Origin of the sequence: Aliisedimentitalea scapharcae (assembly GCF_045277565.1) — a bacterium.
Lineage (GTDB): Bacteria > Pseudomonadota > Alphaproteobacteria > Rhodobacterales > Rhodobacteraceae > Aliisedimentitalea > Aliisedimentitalea scapharcae.
On record NZ_CP123584.1, the window covers coordinates 1,579,529 to 1,594,482 of the forward strand.

Consider the following 14,954-nt stretch of genomic DNA (forward strand, 5'->3'; position numbering starts at 1 on the left):
TGCGTCACCATTTATGAGACAGAATGAGGGTGGACGCCAAATAGGTGGCGCAAACCTGAGCGCGATTTCAGTGTGGTCGGGCGGCGGGCTTGGAATTGTGCCAGAACCATCTGTTTGATTTTTGTGGACGAGGTGCGCGGATTATAGCGCACCTGTGCGATCTCTTTGCCCATTTCATTCAAATAGGCGTCGACATCGAGGTTGTGAGATTTGCTACCCCAATCTTCGCCAATCACGAAAATATCGGCACCTACCGCTTTGCAGCCTGAAACGTATTCTAGCGCGTGATAGGGGCGCACAATGTCGACACAACTGAGGGCTTCAAGCATCTCAGCCCGTTGTTCCAATGGGACTACCGGCACGTTCGGCTTGTACATGCTCACAACCTCATCAGAGGCCACGCCGACGGCCAAAACATCTCCCAAAGATTTGCAGTGTTTCAACAATGCCAGATGGCCAACATGAAGCAGGTCGAACGTGCCAACGGTATAGACGATCATTTTTACTTTATCCTTTTGCCCACCCGTCATCGGTGGTAGCAAGCGGCATCTGAATGCGCGTGTGCGTAAGTTTTGTTCAGTTGTTTCAAACAATTAAACTGAGATATCTCCAGGCTTTCAGAAGCCCGGAGTTGATTAATGTTTTGAAACGACGTGTTTCAAATGCACTCAGAATGGAAAGCAGAGATTGCCTGTCAAATGTTGACAAGGTGTCTTTTCTGATAACTCAAAGGATGCTTCATGACAATCGAAAACGCTGCCACGCCGAACCCATCGATCCTGTCCTACATCAGAGATTTGCCTAACATCTGCTCGTTAGCGGGCTTGGGGTGTTCGCTGCTGGCGATCTATTTTTTGATTATCGGGCTGTATCCTGCTGCGATGATCGGCATGATATGGGCCGTTGGATTTGACTGGGCCGATGGATTGATTGCGCGCAAAATGAAGGGCCGCACAGGCGATGATCGGGCATTTGGCGGCACGCTTGATCTGCTGATCGATTTTGTCAGTTACGGCGTGACGCCCGCCATTCTCATACTGAGTTACGCCGATTTCAGTGCTGCGTTTTTGCCCGTTGTGTTTGTGACGTTGGTCTTTGGCGTGATCCGTCTGAGTTATTTCAACACCTTCGGACTGTCGGGTGATGCCAAATATACGGGGCTCGCGATTGACAACAACAGCATCATCCTTGTCTTCATCGTCATGTTCGCAGGGCACTTTGAGCGCCCGACGTTTGCGATCATTCTGGCGGTTTGTGGCCTGTGTCTAGCGGGATTGAATGTATCTCAGATCAAGACACCAAAACTATCAGGGAATCCGGTAAATGTGGTCATTCTCGCGATTTATACGCTTGGTGTGACCCTGTTCTGTGGCTGGTCCATGCTGCAAGCGTGATTTGGAAATTATTAGTCGTTGGATGGAGAGCCTTCGTCCGACGATGCGTGCCGCATCGGCGATTTTCGATCTGAGGAAAATGCGAACAACGGCTGCAATGTTCCAAGACTTGTTTGTTGCGCCCGCGTGCAGCGGAAGGTCAGTTTGATTTTGGCATCTGATGGTAGGATTTGTCTGACGTCAGCGCTTATGGGTCCAAATAGGGTTATTTGCTAAGAGAGGGTTTGTTGCTCATCGTAGCCACCGAGGAGTGGACGATGAGAAAGACAACGAAGAGCCCTGGCGAGAAGATCGTCAAAGATATCAAACGCGGCACGCGCAAGCATTATTCCAGCGAAGAGAAGATCAGGATCGTACTGGATGGGCTGCGCGGCGAAGACAGCATTGCCGAGCTGTGCCGTCGTGAAGGGATATCGCAGGGCGTCTACTACAAATGGTCAAAAGACTTCATGGAAGCTGGCAAGAAGAGGCTTGCTGGCGACACAGCACGAGCAGCCAACACCGATGAGGTCAAGGCACTCCGCCGCGAGGCAAAGGATCTCAAGGAGGTCGTCGCAGAGCAGACGCTTGAACTGCGTCTTCTCAAAAAAGCATGCTCGGGGATGGGGACGACCACGAATGAGATATGCCGCATCAGAGAAGCTGGAGATCATTCGGCTGGTGGAAGAAAGCCACCTGTCAGCGCGTCGGACACTGGCCAAGCTGGGCATTCCCCGCACCACATTTTACCGCTGGTACGACCGGTATCTGCAGCGTGGTGAGGCTGGTTTGCAGGATCGATCTCCCAAGCCCAATCACGTTTGGAACCGCGTTCCCGTCGAAGTGAAGCGCAAGGTTGTCGACCTCGCCTTGAAAGAGACAGAGCTATCGCCCCGCGAGCTGGCCGTGACGTTCACCGATCAAGACCGTTATTTTGTCTCGGAATCTACGGTGTATCGCACCCTCAAAGCCCATGATCTCATCACCAGCCCGGCGTTCATCGTCTTGAAGGCGGCCCCCTCTCGGCAGATTGCTTTGCAATCGCCTGCCGGGCAATGGATGAGTTCCAGCATAAGACAACTGGTATCAACCAGCTTTGGCAGACAGACTTCACCTACATCAAGGTTCTGGGCTGGGGCTGGTTCTATCTCAGCACGGTCCTGGACGATTACAGTCGCTACATCGTCTCTTGGAAGCTCTGCACGAACATGCGGACAGAAGATGTAACGGACACACTGGAATTGGCGCTACAGGCGTCTGGCTGTGATCAAATCCACGTCGTTCATAAGCCGCGTCTTCTTAGCGACAACGGCTCCAGTTATGTCTCAGGCGACTTGGCCGAATGGCTAAAGGACAAAGGTATGAAGCACGCGCGCGGTGCGCCATATCATCCGCAAACGCAGGGCAAAATCGAACGATGGCATCAAACCCTTAAGAACCGCATCCTGCTGGAAAACTACTTCTTACCGGGTGACCTCGAAGCTCAGATCGAAGCCTTCGTCGACCACTACAATCACCAGCGCTTCCACGAGAGCATCAACAACGTCACACCCGCCGACGTCTACTTCGGGCGCGACAAAGCCATTCTAAAACAACGTGAAAGGATCAAACGGAAAACACGCGAAGCGCGACGATTGCATCACCGCCAGCACGCCGCATAATCAAACCAAACAGATGAGCCAAACTCTCTCTTAGTTTAGGCAGCCACTGGTTCCAAAAACTCTGACGACGGACATTTATCGCCTAAGACGAAGCTCAGAAAAGTCCCGCGATGCAGTCGCAACCCACAAATGACAGTAATGTCTGCTCTGGGCTGATGGTGCCGGATGCCTGCAGCCATCCGCACCTGGTGCGGCGAACGGCAGTAGGGAGCCCTCTTTGCCAATTTTCTGTGACGGGGCGAAGGTCTGCTCCTGGGCCGGCGAACTAAGAAAGATGGCTGGAGGGTGATCTTCAAATGCGCTGGGTGGAGGCTTGCCAACCTTGACCTCTTTTGGGGTATGGGTGGCCTGAGAAAATTGAGCCGGAGTCACCGACGTTGCATTTTCGATGCCAAGAGACTATGTGAGAGATACGAAAGTTGCGGTTCTCTGCGGCATTGGCGTATCAGCCTGCAAGAGCGGACCACAACCCTCCATCATGAAAATTCAGCTGTCACGTCCCGTAGCAGGGATCTGATGTTTGGGAAGGGTGCCGATGTCATCGCGCACGACCACGTCAGTTGTGACATTTCTTCATCCGTTTGTGGTCGCGGGATACGCAAATGAGCTGGCCGTTGTTGAATAGGACGTGTTGGCAAACGATGACGTGATGCTGAGCCACAGCTTTGCGGCCTAACGACGGACAGCGACGGTTCTATTGATCAATTGGTACGCAGGAAAGTCAGAGCTGCGCGCAGTGGATCATCGAGACCTAGAGTTGGCTCTGGCGCAATATCAGGCCAACGCAAGGACATACGTAATCAAAATAGTGCGGCGGCGCTTTCTCCGTCAGAGGATCAAAAATGACATTTCCCGAATGGACGAAACCCGGTGTTTACGGAACCTTGGTTGGCGCTGTCGCTGTCTCAATTGTTGGCTTCAGCTGGGGTGGCTGGACAACTTCAGGCACCGCGCAGGATATGGCCGATAGCTTTGCCGCAGAGCAAGTCACCTTGGCGATGGTGCCGGTCTGTCTCGGCCTTTCAGAAGCTGATGCGGAACGGGTCGAAATACTGGCAACGCTTCGAGAAGCTTCCAACTTTCAGCGGCGCAAAGCGATGATGGAAACCGGCTGGGTCACATTGCCGGGCACTGATGCCCCGAGCCGAGATCTGGCAGACGCCTGTCTCGCAGAGCTTGCTTTAGATGGATCGTAAATCAGGAACAACGGAACCACAGGCTCCGCACTCCGTCAAAGCCCAAATCCCCGCAAACACATCAACAGTCATGGCCCTCTTTATGGGTTCAATTATTGCAGCCATACTGCTTGTACTCCCAGCCTTTGCCCAGACCGACGCACAACCAATACCTGAGAACGCCAGTGCCAAGAGTTACGGTGATGGATGGAAATGTAATATTGGTTTCCGACTAGACGAAAATGCCTGTGTCGCTGTTGTTGTGCCGCAAAACGCATACGACACGAACCGGTCCTATGGGTCAGGATGGGAATGCCTGCATGGGTTTCGCAAAACCGACGAAGCTGAATGCGTTGCAGTAGAGGTGCCCGAGGGTGGGTTTTTGGACCCGTCAGGCGAACGGTGGCGGTGTTTGCGGGGCTACATCAAGGTCGATGATACATGTCAGGAAATCGTGCTGCCAGCGAATGCATACCTGGTAGGTGCCTCACATAGCTCTAGTTGGTCGTGCGAGCGGGGCTTTGAAGAAACTGACGGCCAGTGTCTTGCCATTGAGGTTCCGGCCAATGCCTTTCTGAACGGATCAGGATACGGTCAGCCCTGGACATGTGAGCGTGGCTTCTTTGAGAAAGCTGGTCTGTGCGAAGCCGTCGCGATCCCTGCCAATGCATATTTCGACGACGCAACCTACGGAACAGGGTGGAAGTGTGATCGTGGATACGTCGCCTCTGGGGAGACATGTCAATTCATAAACGTTCCCGAAAACGCGCATCTGGACAGGACGGGCAACCGATGGAAATGCGATAAAAATTTCCAAAATTCCAAGGGGCAGTGCGTGCTGAACAACTAGACGCACTACACGGAAACGCTTTCACCGAAATACGCAAGTGAGGGCGGGTCCGCCTTTCGTACCGTATTTCAATAGGGAACTAACATGGAAACCAAATCTGAAACTGTTGATACCATCCACCGCCCTATCAGGGGTCCGCAAGCGCCGCCAATGACACAGATCAAACCCGCAGGCTTGACGTCAGGCAGGCAAATAACAGCTTCACCGACGGCCGTCGTCTATTGCGAGGGGAACTTCGCGCAAATCGATGGCAAGACGGCAAATGGCCTTGTGCGCCATTCTCAAGCGTATCGCATCCTTTCTGTTATCGACAGCACCTGTAGCGGACAAGACAGCGGGACCGTTCTGGATGCTGTCAGCAACAACATACCGATCGTTGGTCATCTGGAGGCGGCAGTTTCCCATGAAGCCACCCTTCCCGACACGCTGATCTATGGGATGGCCCCGTCAACAGGGCGTCTCTCGACGGTGGACCGGGGTGTTGTTCTGCAAGCGATCGAGCTAGGCATGAACATCGTGAGTGGGTTGCATGAATATCTGAGCGATGACAGCGAAATAGCCAATGCGGCATCGATGCGGAATGTCACGATCCGCGACATCCGCAAGCCGAAACCCAGCAAGGATATGCGCCTGTTCGACGGCAGTGTTGCCGGTGTCAAGGCGCTGCGCATTGCCGTTCTCGGCACCGATTGCGCCATTGGAAAGCGGACTACGGCGACCGTCTTGGCCCGGGCTTTGAATGCGAAGGGCATCAAGACAGTGCTTGTTGGCACGGGCCAGACCGGCCTGATGCAGGGCGCGAAGTTCGGTGTCGCAATGGATGCCGTGCCGCCCCAGTTCTGTTGTGGCGAGCTTGAAGGCGCGATTGTTGCGGCTTCTGAAGCCGAACAACCCGATGTTATTTTGATCGAAGGCCAGGGCGCACTCAGCCATCCCGCATTTTGCACATCTGCCTTTATTCTGCGTGGGAGCCAGCCAGATGCTGTCATCCTTCAGCACGCACCCAAACGTGCACATCGCTGCGACTTTCCCGATATGCCGATGCCCGCGCCTTTAAGTGAGATTGCTTTGATCGAAGCCTTTGCTGACACAAAGGTCATCGGTGTCACGCTCAATCACGAGGGGATGTCAGAGGCAGAAATCACAGCCACCATCGCCGCGCAATCACACAAACTCGGGTTGCCTGTCACCGATGCCTTGGCCCGACCGGTGTCACATTTACTTTCAATGGTGGTCGCTGCGTACCCCGGCTTGATGCAAAGGCCCTCTGTGGCCGCGATATGAGTTGCCCGCGCATCGAAGTGGATCTGGGCAAGATACGGCGCAACACGCAGACACTTGTCGCGCGCCTGGGCCCACGTGGAATCGGAGTCACGGGCGTGACCAAGGCTGTCTGTGGGCATCCTGCGATTGCACAGGCGATGCTCGATGGGGGGGCTAAGGGGTTGGCCGAAGCACGTATCGGCAATGTTCAAAGGCTACGTGCGGCAGGTCTGACAGGGCCCATTACTCTGATCCGTACGCCGATGCTAAGCCAAGCCGATCAAGTCGTGCAATCCTGTGAAACAAGCTACAACACAGAGGTTTTAGTCATTTCGGCCTTGGCTGCCGCCGCGATCCGCAATGGTTCTGTCCACGGTATCGTCCTAATGGTCGAGATGGGTGACCGGCGCGATGGGATATTACCCGAGAATTTGGCAGATATTGCTCAGATGGTCATACAAACGTCTGGGGTTGCGTTGAAAGGGATTGGGGCGAACTTTGCGTGTTTGAACGGGGGCGCTCCCACGGCCTCTCAGATGATGTCTCTTTGCGACCTCGCGAATGAGATTGAGGGCGGATGCGGTCCATTCCTCAGAATCGTGTCTGGTGGCAACTCAGCCAATTTGCCCTGGGCGCTTGGCGAACGCACGACGGGTCGCGTCAACGACCTCCGTCTGGGCGAGGCGATTCTTCTGGGTGTTGAGCCAGTTTCTGGGGACCAGATCGGCGGGATGCACACGGACGCCTTCACTCTTGTTGCCGAAGTTATCGAAACCGATGCAAAACCCTCGCCTTCCCCTATTGCCCTGATCGATCCAACGACGGACCGACTTCGCATTGTGACAACCAGTGGTGCCAGTACACGCGTGATCCTCGCGATAGGGCATCAGGACACCGACATTCTGGGGCTTTCAATGCCTATTGGAAGCACATTGATTGGTGCAACCAGCGATCATCTTGTCCTTGGAGCACCTCGACCCCGGCCGACGGTGGGTTCCGAGGTGAGATTTCAGATGAATTACAATGCGTTGATGCATGCCATGGCCACGCCCGATATCAAGGTAAAACTCTTGGGCAGCCCACCCACATGGCTATCACAGCGCACCCAAAGCAAGGTCGACCACTTGGCGCTGGTTTGAAAGATTTCGCTTGGTTCAGCCGAACTTAAACCACAAAGGAAACTGAAAATTGAAGAAGCTCACAAAAACCAATGTGTTCAAAGAATATGTTTCAAAACCGGAAACCCCGATGGACAAGACGACGCGTGTCGTCAGACAAATGGTCGACGAAGAAACGGTGCAACGTGACGCCAAAAATTCCCGACTGCGCAATGCTCGCCTTGAAAGAGAGGCGAACACGCCACCTGAAACCAAAGCTTCAGCAGCGCCCAAACCGCGTCGCACCAAAGCCGCTTCGACGCGGTAGCCGAACTTCGGCGACTTTGTTTGCGTGATGTGTTCCGTAGGGCAGCAGGCACTTCAATCAGGCTGAAATCGGCCAGGGCTGGTCCCAGAACTTCCAATCTTCCCAGCCGAGCACAAGGATCCATCCATGACAAACGCAGAGCGTTCCCCAGAAAAAACACACTATATCTGCCAGACTTATGTTGAAACGAAGGCTGGGCGAAATGGGCAGACCAGCCTGAAAATTGCCAAGCAATTTGAATATTCCACAGCGTCGGAAGCACAAAACAGAGCCGAACGAGAAGCTCTATCCGAGGATTGCGCGGGCGCCGACGCATACATGGTGAGTGAAGACCCGAACAGTGGAGAAGTTGGCGAACCAAGCTTCCTCGTAAGGCTAGGCAATGTTCCCGAATTTGACGATTTTTAAGATCCCGAAAATAGCCGCTGCTTGCCCGGAGTTCATGTCCCTCAACCACGACAATTCCCTGGTTGGCAGGAGCGTTGGGGGCGAGCTCTTCCTCGATCCGAACTACGCAAGCCAAGTCAAGCGGTCATTGGTACGAGTGCAGCGAGTTCACACTCTATCCCGCGGTACGGCCGCATCTTACAAGTGACAGTAATATCCGCTTTGGGGCTGTCAGTAGCATTCTGGGCTGGAACCAGCCGTATCGACCCAAGCCGTGGATGCTGTTCCGACCGTCTGCGGTTGCTGTGAGCAGAAAGCGATCTTTGAAAAGTCACTGTTAAGGCAGCCAGGTTTATGATGTGAGCGGCCCTTAGTTCCTTGCCGATCGCGCATCTCAACACTCGATGCTGTGCAGTCCGTCAGGTCGGACTTTCGTCGCAGGCATATGAAATTGGAGCCTTGGAAGGCAAAACCGGACAAAGCAGGCTTTCACGGCAGGTGCACGAGCGGAACTGTCATTCTGAAATCTTGGCGACGGACGTCGACTTGGCACCGCGTTTTGGTTGGACGCGGCACTGCAGATTGGCGGCTTCGAAACGACACAGGCTCTTGGCGGTGTCAAAGCTCATCACGCCATGGCGGGTTTGAACCGGCCCGGCCAACATTGATTGCTGCAACCTGCGTGCCAAAATCAATGGCCCGTTGAATAGCGCGCTCTGAAACCGTTTGCAGTGCGGATTTTGTGAGCACGCCTGCCTCGGACAGTCCTGCAAGTACACCGGCATTGAACGTGTCGCCTGCGCCAACGGTGTCGACGACATCGACTTTTTGACCGGCCACAAAAACAGATTGCCCGTCCGGCAGCCATGCCTGGGCACCCGACCTGCCATGTGTCAAGATCACGACAGAGGGCCCAAACGACCGTAGGTGGGCGATTTTCATTTCGAGCGCATCGGTTGTTGGAATGATCCAGTTCAGGTCTTCATCAGATACTTTTACAATGTCCGCCAGCTTGAGCATCCGTTCGATACGGTTTCTGAAGTTCGGCTCATCAGTGATAAAACTGGGCCGAATGTTGGGATCGACCATCACAACACAGTTGCCTGCGTGCATTTGCGCAAACTGCATGTATGTTTCGGCCCCCGGATCACAGGCTAAACTGATGCCCCCAAAGTAAAGAGCGGAAACATCGCCCACATTGCCAGGTAAATCATCGGTTGCGATCATCCGCCCGGCCGAATTCTCGTCAAAGAACGAATACGAGGCGTGACCTTCAGACAGTTTGACAAAGGCCAAAGTCGTAGGGCGATCTGATCGTATGACCCTGTGCGTTTCGACGTTGCTGGCCCGCAAGTCGGCCATAAGCTGATGACCAAACATATCTGTTGAAATGCCGCTCAATAGGCCGGTTCGGCAGCCAAGCCGCCCCAATCCAATTGCCGTGTTGAATATCGCGCCACCCGATCGCGGCACATATCCATTCGAGCCCCCAAGCGTTGGCTCGGGGATCATGTCGATGAGAGCTTCACCGCAGCAAAGGATCATGGGCTTCCCTCAACAAAGGCTAAGATACTGAATCGTTTTACACATAGGTTACTCCTAATTTTGGCAGTTCTCACTGGGCGAGGTAAGTTGCCATCGCTTTTTCGAGCCCTTCGTCCCAGATCACGTTTAGCCACTTTGTGAAGCTGTCGGAAAATTGAGGCTGATCTGCCAGGTCTCCGTAAATCTGGCGCATCTCAAGCCATGTGACCGGGTTTTCGCGTGCTTGATTGGCTTTCGTTCTCAATTCGTCCCAGAATGGGTCATTGGGTTCGATTGTGCTGCCATCCTCGCGGGTGCCTTGGCACATCCGTGCCCAGGCCGCTTCGATCAGGGCAAGCCCTTTGATTGAGGTGCCATTTGTCAGACCATCACGGATTGAGGGGATCAAAAAACCAGCATGGCGAGACGAGCCGTCAAATGCCACCCGCCGGGTTGTATCGACAATCTGCGGGTTCGAGAACCGGCCATGGATCAGTGCGACATAGTCCTTTGGTGTCGTACCCAAGACAGGTTTTACCGATGGTGCGATTTCTTCCGTCGCAACCTTGGTGAACAGTCGGCCGATCAGATCATGCTTCATACAATCCGCAATCGTTTGGACCGAAAGAACCTCTCCCGGCACAGAGATCACCTGATGGCCGCCGTTCAGTATCCTTATTTTCATCGCCTCATAGCCGTGAACATCATCCGTGAATGTCACGCCGACATCATCCAGATCGGGTCGCCCGGCACAAAAGTTATCTTCGATAACCCATTGGCGGAAATTTTCATGGGTCACCGGGGCCTGATCGTCGATGCCCAGCTGATGGACCAAGGCCAGCTCATTCGGACCGGTTGCCGGGACGATGCAATCGACCATTGAATTCGGGAACGTACAGTTGAGATCAATCCAATCTGCCAGTTCTGGGTCGGACATGCGCGCCAATGACACCACCGTTTGCCGCAATACATCTCCGTTGCCCTGCAAGTTGTCGCAACACAGGCAGGTAAACGGACCGGACCCATTTTCGCGACGCAAGCGAAGCGCGGCAACAACTGCACCGAATGCGGTTTTGGGTTGGTCGGGTTTGCGGCTGTCATGGACAATATCGGGGTGCGTCGGGTCAAACCCCTTGTTGGCAGGGTCAATAAAGTAACCGCCCTCGGTCACAGTCATCGAAACGATGCGAATGTCCGGGTGGGCCATCCGTTCGATCAGTCGCTCGTTACCTTGCTCAATCGGCAGGTAATCGATCATCGAGCCGACGACTTCGGCAAAAGAGGATGATGGATCCAGCTCAATCAAGGTTGTCAGGCAGTCCTGCGCCACCAGCTTGTCCCGCATGATGGCGTCGTAGGGTCGAACACCGGCACCAATGATCGCCCAATCCAGCGCCGCCCCCCTTTGCATCAGGCGATGCAGATACCATGCCTGATGGGCACGGTGAAAGTTGCCAAGGCCAATGTGGACAATACCCGGTTTCAGCTTGGCACGATTATAGGACGGGCGCAAAACCGCCTCTGGAAGCTCGTTCAGAGTTGCATTGCTCAGTTTCACCAGATCGGTTCCCTGCGGTTGCTTTTCCATCAGCTCATCCAGTTTCCACCGTCCACATTGTAGGTTTGTGCAACAATGTAATCGGCGTCTTGCGAGGCGAGAAAAACCGCCATTCCAGTCAGATCTTCGGCCTGCGCCATGCGCCCAACAGGAACAGCTTCTCCAACTTCCCTTTTCTTTTGTCCGGGGGCTTTGCCTTCGTATTTTGCAAAATAGGCATCTACGCCGTCCCAGTGTTCACCATCCACCACACCCGGTGCGATGGCATTCACGTTGATCCCATGTTTGATCAGGTCGAGACCCGCCGATTGGGTCAAGCTGATGACGGCGGATTTGCTGGCGCAGTAAACGGCCACCAAAGGTTCACCGCGTCGACCGGCCTGGCTGGCCATGTTGATGATCCTGCCCTTGATGCCGTGTTTAATCATATGTCGCGCAACGGCTTGCAGCGTGAACAATGGCCCGGCGACATTGGCATCAAAAACCCGTGCGTATTCTTCGCGTGTGATTTCCACAATCGGGGCGGCCGTGAACACCGCCGCGTTGTTGATCAAAATGTCGATCTGACGCAGGCTTTTGACGGTTTGGGCAATGGCAGCATCAATGCTGTCTTGCCGGGTGACATCCATTTCAACGGCAATAGCACCTTCACCGATTTCGGCAGCGGCGTCCCGCGCGCGATCACCGTCGATGTCCGCAATGGCAACTCGGGCGCCTTCGGTGACATAGGCCTTGGCAAAGGCCAGCCCGATCCCCCGGGCAGCTCCAGTAATCAGCGCCGATTTACCGTCCAGTCGTTTCATTCGATCCGCAGCCCCTGCGCATCGAATTTGTGGATCTGGTTGGCTTGTGGTGTCAGGTAAATCGTATCGCCGTGTTTCACCGAAATATCCCCGGTAATGCGGACGGTGACCATGTCGGCAAGCCCGGTGTCATGAACGTGGATAAACGTGTCGGACCCCAAATGTTCGGCGACGCCAACGCGCCCTTCCCATTGGCCTGCAGTCATGCTGACTTCGGTATGCTCCGGGCGGATGCCGATCGTATGTGCGCCATGTTTCTCGGCCTCGGGCCCCGAGAAAAGGTTCATCTTTGGCGAGCCGATGAAGCCGGCAACAAAGACATTCTGTGGCTTGTGGTACAGATCCAGTGGTGAACCAACCTGCTCAATCACACCTGCCTGAAGAACCACGATCTTGTCGGCCATGGTCATTGCCTCCACCTGATCGTGCGTCACGTAGATCATGGTGGTCTGCATGCGCTCATGCATCTCGCTGATTTCAAGCCGCATTCCCACGCGCAAAGCAGCGTCGAGGTTCGATAGGGGTTCGTCAAACAGGAAGGCCGAAGGGTCACGGACAATGGCACGGCCAATGGCGACCCGCTGCCGCTGCCCACCGGACAGTTGCCCCGGCTTGCGATCCAGATAATCCATCAGGTTCAAAGATCGGGCCGCAGTTTCGACACGTTTGTCGATTTCCGCCTGATCCATCTTTTCCATACGCAGTGGAAAGCCAATGTTCTTGCGCACCGTCATATGCGGATAAAGCGCATAGGACTGGAACACCATGGCCAAGCCCCGTTTTGACGGGGGCACGTCGGTCATATCCATGCCGTCAATCGCGATGCCGCCAGAGGTCAGGTTTTCGAGCCCGGCAATCATGCGCAACAGCGTGGATTTACCACAACCGGACGGGCCGACAAAAACTGCAAATTCACCGTCTTCGATGGTCAGGTCCAGCGGGGGGATGACTTCGACATCACCGAACCGCTTGGATACTTGATCGAGTACAATACGTCCCATGGTCTTTCCTTATTTCACGGCGCCAAAGGTCAAGCCTTGGACAAGTTGTTTCTGGCAGAACCATCCAAGGACAACGATGGGCCCAACTGCGGCGGTTGAGACGGCGGACAGGCGCCCGAAGAACAAGCCTTCTGGTGCACGGTTGCCTTCGATGAGCTTGGAGAGCGTGGCGGCGTCGATCGTAGTGAGACGGACCGTCCAATAGGCTTCGTTCCAGCAAAAAATGAAAACCAGAAGCGCAGTAGAGGCGATGCCACCCCAGGCAAGAGGAATGAGGATCTCCTTGATCTCACCCCAGGTATTGACGCCGTCCATCTTGCCCGCTTCGATAATGTCCCTTGGGATTTCCTTGAAGTAGGTGAACAGCATCCAGATTGCGATTGGCAGGTTGATCAGGCTCAGCACGGTAATGATCAAGATATGCGTGTCATAAAGCCCGATGCCTTTGGCAAGAAATATCATCGGATAGAGCACGGCCGCTGCCGGCAGCATTTTGGTCGACAACATCCACATCAAGATGTCTTTGGTGGCGCGGCTTGGATTGAACGCCATCGCGTATGCTGCGGGGATACTGACAAAAAGCGTAAACACCGTGGCCGACACAGCCGTGATGATCGAGTTGCGTGCAAAGCGCCAGTAGTCGTAATTTTCCACCATGTTGAAATAGTTCTCAAGCGTTGGTGTGAAAAAGACCAGGTTCTCTGGCTTTACTGCGTCGGCATCTGTCTTAAAGCTCGTCAAAACCATCCAGAAAATCGGGAAGAAAAAGAGCAGTCCGACACCCCAGGCCAGAACAGGCCGCCCATAGGTGCTGAATTTCGAAGTTTGTGCAACGATTGGCATGATCTGGCGCTCCTATTCCATCAGGGTCTTGCCAACCATCCGCAGCAGGAAAATGGCTACGATGTTGGCTAGGATGACGGCAAAGATGCCGGTTGCGCTGGCGGCGCCAATGTTGTTGTTGGCAAACTCGCCAATCAGATAAGGCAGGTTCTTGTTGCCATTGCCCCGGCTGACGATTTCTATTTCCGCATACAGCGACAGGTGAAAAATGGCCTGGATCATCACCACGATTGCGATCGGTCGGCCCAGATGCGGCAACGTCAGAAAGCGGAATTGAGACCAGGTGCCCGCGCCATCCAGAACCGCCGCTTCTTTTTGCTGCTGATCCTCGGATTGAAGCGAGGTCATGAAGATTAGGACAGCAAATGGCGTCCACTGCCACGTGACCATCATGATAACGGCGATGGCCGATGTCTGTGTTGCGCGAAAGGATATCGGTTCGAATTCAGGCCAAAGCGAAAAGAAGCTGCCCAACACGGGCATTTGCCTCAGGCCGTCCAGCATGTCGTTCACGCCGGCAATTGCAATGCCCTGCAGGCCAAGAACCGGATCAAGGATCATGTTGATCCAGAGAACCGCATTGACCGCAGGCATCACAAAGAACGGCGAGATCAGCAATACCCGTACAATCCCCTGTCCTGGAAAGGTCTTGTTGATCAGTACGGCAATCAAAATGCCCAGTATGACCGTCAGGAACAGAATGCTGCACACGATGAACAGGCTGTTCTGAATGGCGAGCACGAAGTCCTTGGAATTCAGAACAAATTCGTAGTTGCCGAAACCACGCCAGTTGCTCAGGCTTGGTGATGTCCATTCGGGTCGGCGCAGGTTGTTCAGCACGTACCGAATGAATGAAAAATAAAGGGTCATCCCAAGCGGGACCAGCATCCAAATCAAAAGCAGCAAAACCGCAGGTGTTTGAAGAAGCCGAGGAAGCTTTCTGTCAGACATGAATCTATCCTTCGAGCGGAACGGTGATTTCGTTCAGCTTGTGATGAGAGCGTTGCGAATGCTTGGACTGTATCTGCGGCTTGATCGTTTTATCAACAAAAGCTGCAGGGTTATGAGAGGGCCCGGTGAACCTGGGCCCT

14 protein-coding genes and 1 pseudogene are annotated in these 14,954 nt (G+C 54.2%); 8 read left to right on the plus strand and 7 right to left on the minus strand.

Annotated elements, in window-relative coordinates; all coding sequences use genetic code 11:
- Positions 1-11 precede the first annotated feature (11 nt).
- Complete coding sequence (locus tag QEZ52_RS07380) at positions 12-500, minus strand: adenylyltransferase/cytidyltransferase family protein (RefSeq protein ID WP_406649024.1); 489 nt, start codon at positions 498-500, stop codon at positions 12-14.
- A 240-nt stretch (positions 501-740) separates the two neighbouring features.
- Between QEZ52_RS07380 and QEZ52_RS07385 the strand changes: the two genes are divergently transcribed.
- From QEZ52_RS07385 to QEZ52_RS07420, 8 genes and pseudogenes are all read left to right on the plus strand, one after another.
- Positions 741-1,394: a CDP-alcohol phosphatidyltransferase family protein gene (locus QEZ52_RS07385; protein ID WP_406649025.1), complete on the plus strand. Its 654-nt coding sequence runs from the start codon at positions 741-743 to the stop codon at positions 1,392-1,394.
- A 257-nt stretch (positions 1,395-1,651) separates the two neighbouring features.
- Positions 1,652-3,034, plus strand: a pseudogene (locus QEZ52_RS07390) (IS3 family transposase).
- 842 nt (positions 3,035-3,876) lie between these two features.
- Positions 3,877-4,230: a hypothetical protein gene (locus tag QEZ52_RS07395; RefSeq protein ID WP_406649027.1), complete on the plus strand. Its 354-nt coding sequence runs from the start codon at positions 3,877-3,879 to the stop codon at positions 4,228-4,230.
- Positions 4,220-5,059, plus strand: a complete 840-nt coding sequence (locus tag QEZ52_RS07400) for a hypothetical protein (protein WP_406649028.1) — start codon at positions 4,220-4,222, stop codon at positions 5,057-5,059. Before QEZ52_RS07395 ends, QEZ52_RS07400 begins: the two co-directional genes overlap by 11 nt.
- Before the next feature lie 84 nt (positions 5,060-5,143).
- Positions 5,144-6,343 carry a DUF1611 domain-containing protein gene (locus QEZ52_RS07405; RefSeq protein ID WP_406649029.1) on the plus strand — a complete coding sequence of 400 codons (1,200 nt, stop codon included), beginning with the start codon at positions 5,144-5,146 and terminating at the stop codon, positions 6,341-6,343.
- Positions 6,340-7,461: an alanine/ornithine racemase family PLP-dependent enzyme gene (locus QEZ52_RS07410; protein WP_406649030.1), complete on the plus strand. Its 1,122-nt coding sequence runs from the start codon at positions 6,340-6,342 to the stop codon at positions 7,459-7,461. The genes QEZ52_RS07405 and QEZ52_RS07410 overlap by 4 nt, the downstream gene beginning before the upstream one ends.
- Positions 7,462-7,510: 49 nt before the next feature.
- Positions 7,511-7,747, plus strand: coding sequence for a hypothetical protein (locus QEZ52_RS07415; RefSeq protein WP_406649031.1), 237 nt, complete (start codon positions 7,511-7,513; stop codon positions 7,745-7,747).
- 126 nt (positions 7,748-7,873) lie between these two features.
- On the plus strand, positions 7,874-8,155 hold the full coding sequence (locus QEZ52_RS07420) for a hypothetical protein (protein ID WP_406649034.1): 282 nt from the start codon (positions 7,874-7,876) through the stop codon (positions 8,153-8,155).
- A 597-nt stretch (positions 8,156-8,752) separates the two neighbouring features.
- Here QEZ52_RS07420 and QEZ52_RS07425 read toward each other — a convergent pair.
- From QEZ52_RS07425 to QEZ52_RS07450, 6 genes are all read right to left on the minus strand, one after another.
- The gene (locus tag QEZ52_RS07425) at positions 8,753-9,679 is read right to left on the minus strand and encodes a carbohydrate kinase family protein (RefSeq protein ID WP_406649035.1); all 927 of its coding nucleotides are present in this window, start codon (positions 9,677-9,679) and stop codon (positions 8,753-8,755) included.
- A 70-nt stretch (positions 9,680-9,749) separates the two neighbouring features.
- Positions 9,750-11,246 (minus strand): mannitol dehydrogenase family protein, encoded by a 1,497-nt coding sequence (locus QEZ52_RS07430; RefSeq protein WP_406649039.1) that lies wholly within the window; start codon positions 11,244-11,246, stop codon positions 9,750-9,752.
- Entirely contained in the window at positions 11,246-12,019 is a 774-nt protein-coding gene (locus tag QEZ52_RS07435) for an L-iditol 2-dehydrogenase (RefSeq protein WP_406649041.1), read from the minus strand. Before QEZ52_RS07435 ends, QEZ52_RS07430 begins: the two co-directional genes overlap by 1 nt.
- Entirely contained in the window at positions 12,016-13,020 is a 1,005-nt protein-coding gene (locus tag QEZ52_RS07440) for an ABC transporter ATP-binding protein (protein ID WP_406649043.1), read from the minus strand. Before QEZ52_RS07440 ends, QEZ52_RS07435 begins: the two co-directional genes overlap by 4 nt.
- Before the next feature lie 9 nt (positions 13,021-13,029).
- On the minus strand, positions 13,030-13,863 hold the full coding sequence (locus QEZ52_RS07445) for a carbohydrate ABC transporter permease (RefSeq protein ID WP_406649045.1): 834 nt from the start codon (positions 13,861-13,863) through the stop codon (positions 13,030-13,032).
- 12 nt (positions 13,864-13,875) lie between these two features.
- Positions 13,876-14,814, minus strand: coding sequence for a carbohydrate ABC transporter permease (locus tag QEZ52_RS07450; protein ID WP_406649049.1), 939 nt, complete (start codon positions 14,812-14,814; stop codon positions 13,876-13,878).
- Between the last annotated feature and the right edge of the window lie 140 nt (positions 14,815-14,954).

Coding starts and splice junctions, on each gene's coding strand:
- QEZ52_RS07380 (WP_406649024.1), bottom strand. CDS start 500: ATGATCGTCTATACCGTTGGCACGTTCGACCTGCTTCATGTTGGCCAT.
- QEZ52_RS07385 (WP_406649025.1), top strand. CDS start 741: ATGACAATCGAAAACGCTGCCACGCCGAACCCATCGATCCTGTCCTAC.
- QEZ52_RS07395 (WP_406649027.1), top strand. CDS start 3,877: ATGACATTTCCCGAATGGACGAAACCCGGTGTTTACGGAACCTTGGTT.
- QEZ52_RS07400 (WP_406649028.1), top strand. CDS start 4,220: ATGGATCGTAAATCAGGAACAACGGAACCACAGGCTCCGCACTCCGTC.
- QEZ52_RS07405 (WP_406649029.1), top strand. CDS start 5,144: ATGGAAACCAAATCTGAAACTGTTGATACCATCCACCGCCCTATCAGG.
- QEZ52_RS07410 (WP_406649030.1), top strand. CDS start 6,340: ATGAGTTGCCCGCGCATCGAAGTGGATCTGGGCAAGATACGGCGCAAC.
- QEZ52_RS07420 (WP_406649034.1), top strand. CDS start 7,874: ATGACAAACGCAGAGCGTTCCCCAGAAAAAACACACTATATCTGCCAG.
- QEZ52_RS07425 (WP_406649035.1), bottom strand. CDS start 9,679: ATGATCCTTTGCTGCGGTGAAGCTCTCATCGACATGATCCCCGAGCCA.
- QEZ52_RS07430 (WP_406649039.1), bottom strand. CDS start 11,246: ATGGAAAAGCAACCGCAGGGAACCGATCTGGTGAAACTGAGCAATGCA.
- QEZ52_RS07435 (WP_406649041.1), bottom strand. CDS start 12,019: ATGAAACGACTGGACGGTAAATCGGCGCTGATTACTGGAGCTGCCCGG.
- QEZ52_RS07440 (WP_406649043.1), bottom strand. CDS start 13,020: ATGGGACGTATTGTACTCGATCAAGTATCCAAGCGGTTCGGTGATGTC.
- QEZ52_RS07445 (WP_406649045.1), bottom strand. CDS start 13,863: ATGCCAATCGTTGCACAAACTTCGAAATTCAGCACCTATGGGCGGCCT.
- QEZ52_RS07450 (WP_406649049.1), bottom strand. CDS start 14,814: ATGTCTGACAGAAAGCTTCCTCGGCTTCTTCAAACACCTGCGGTTTTG.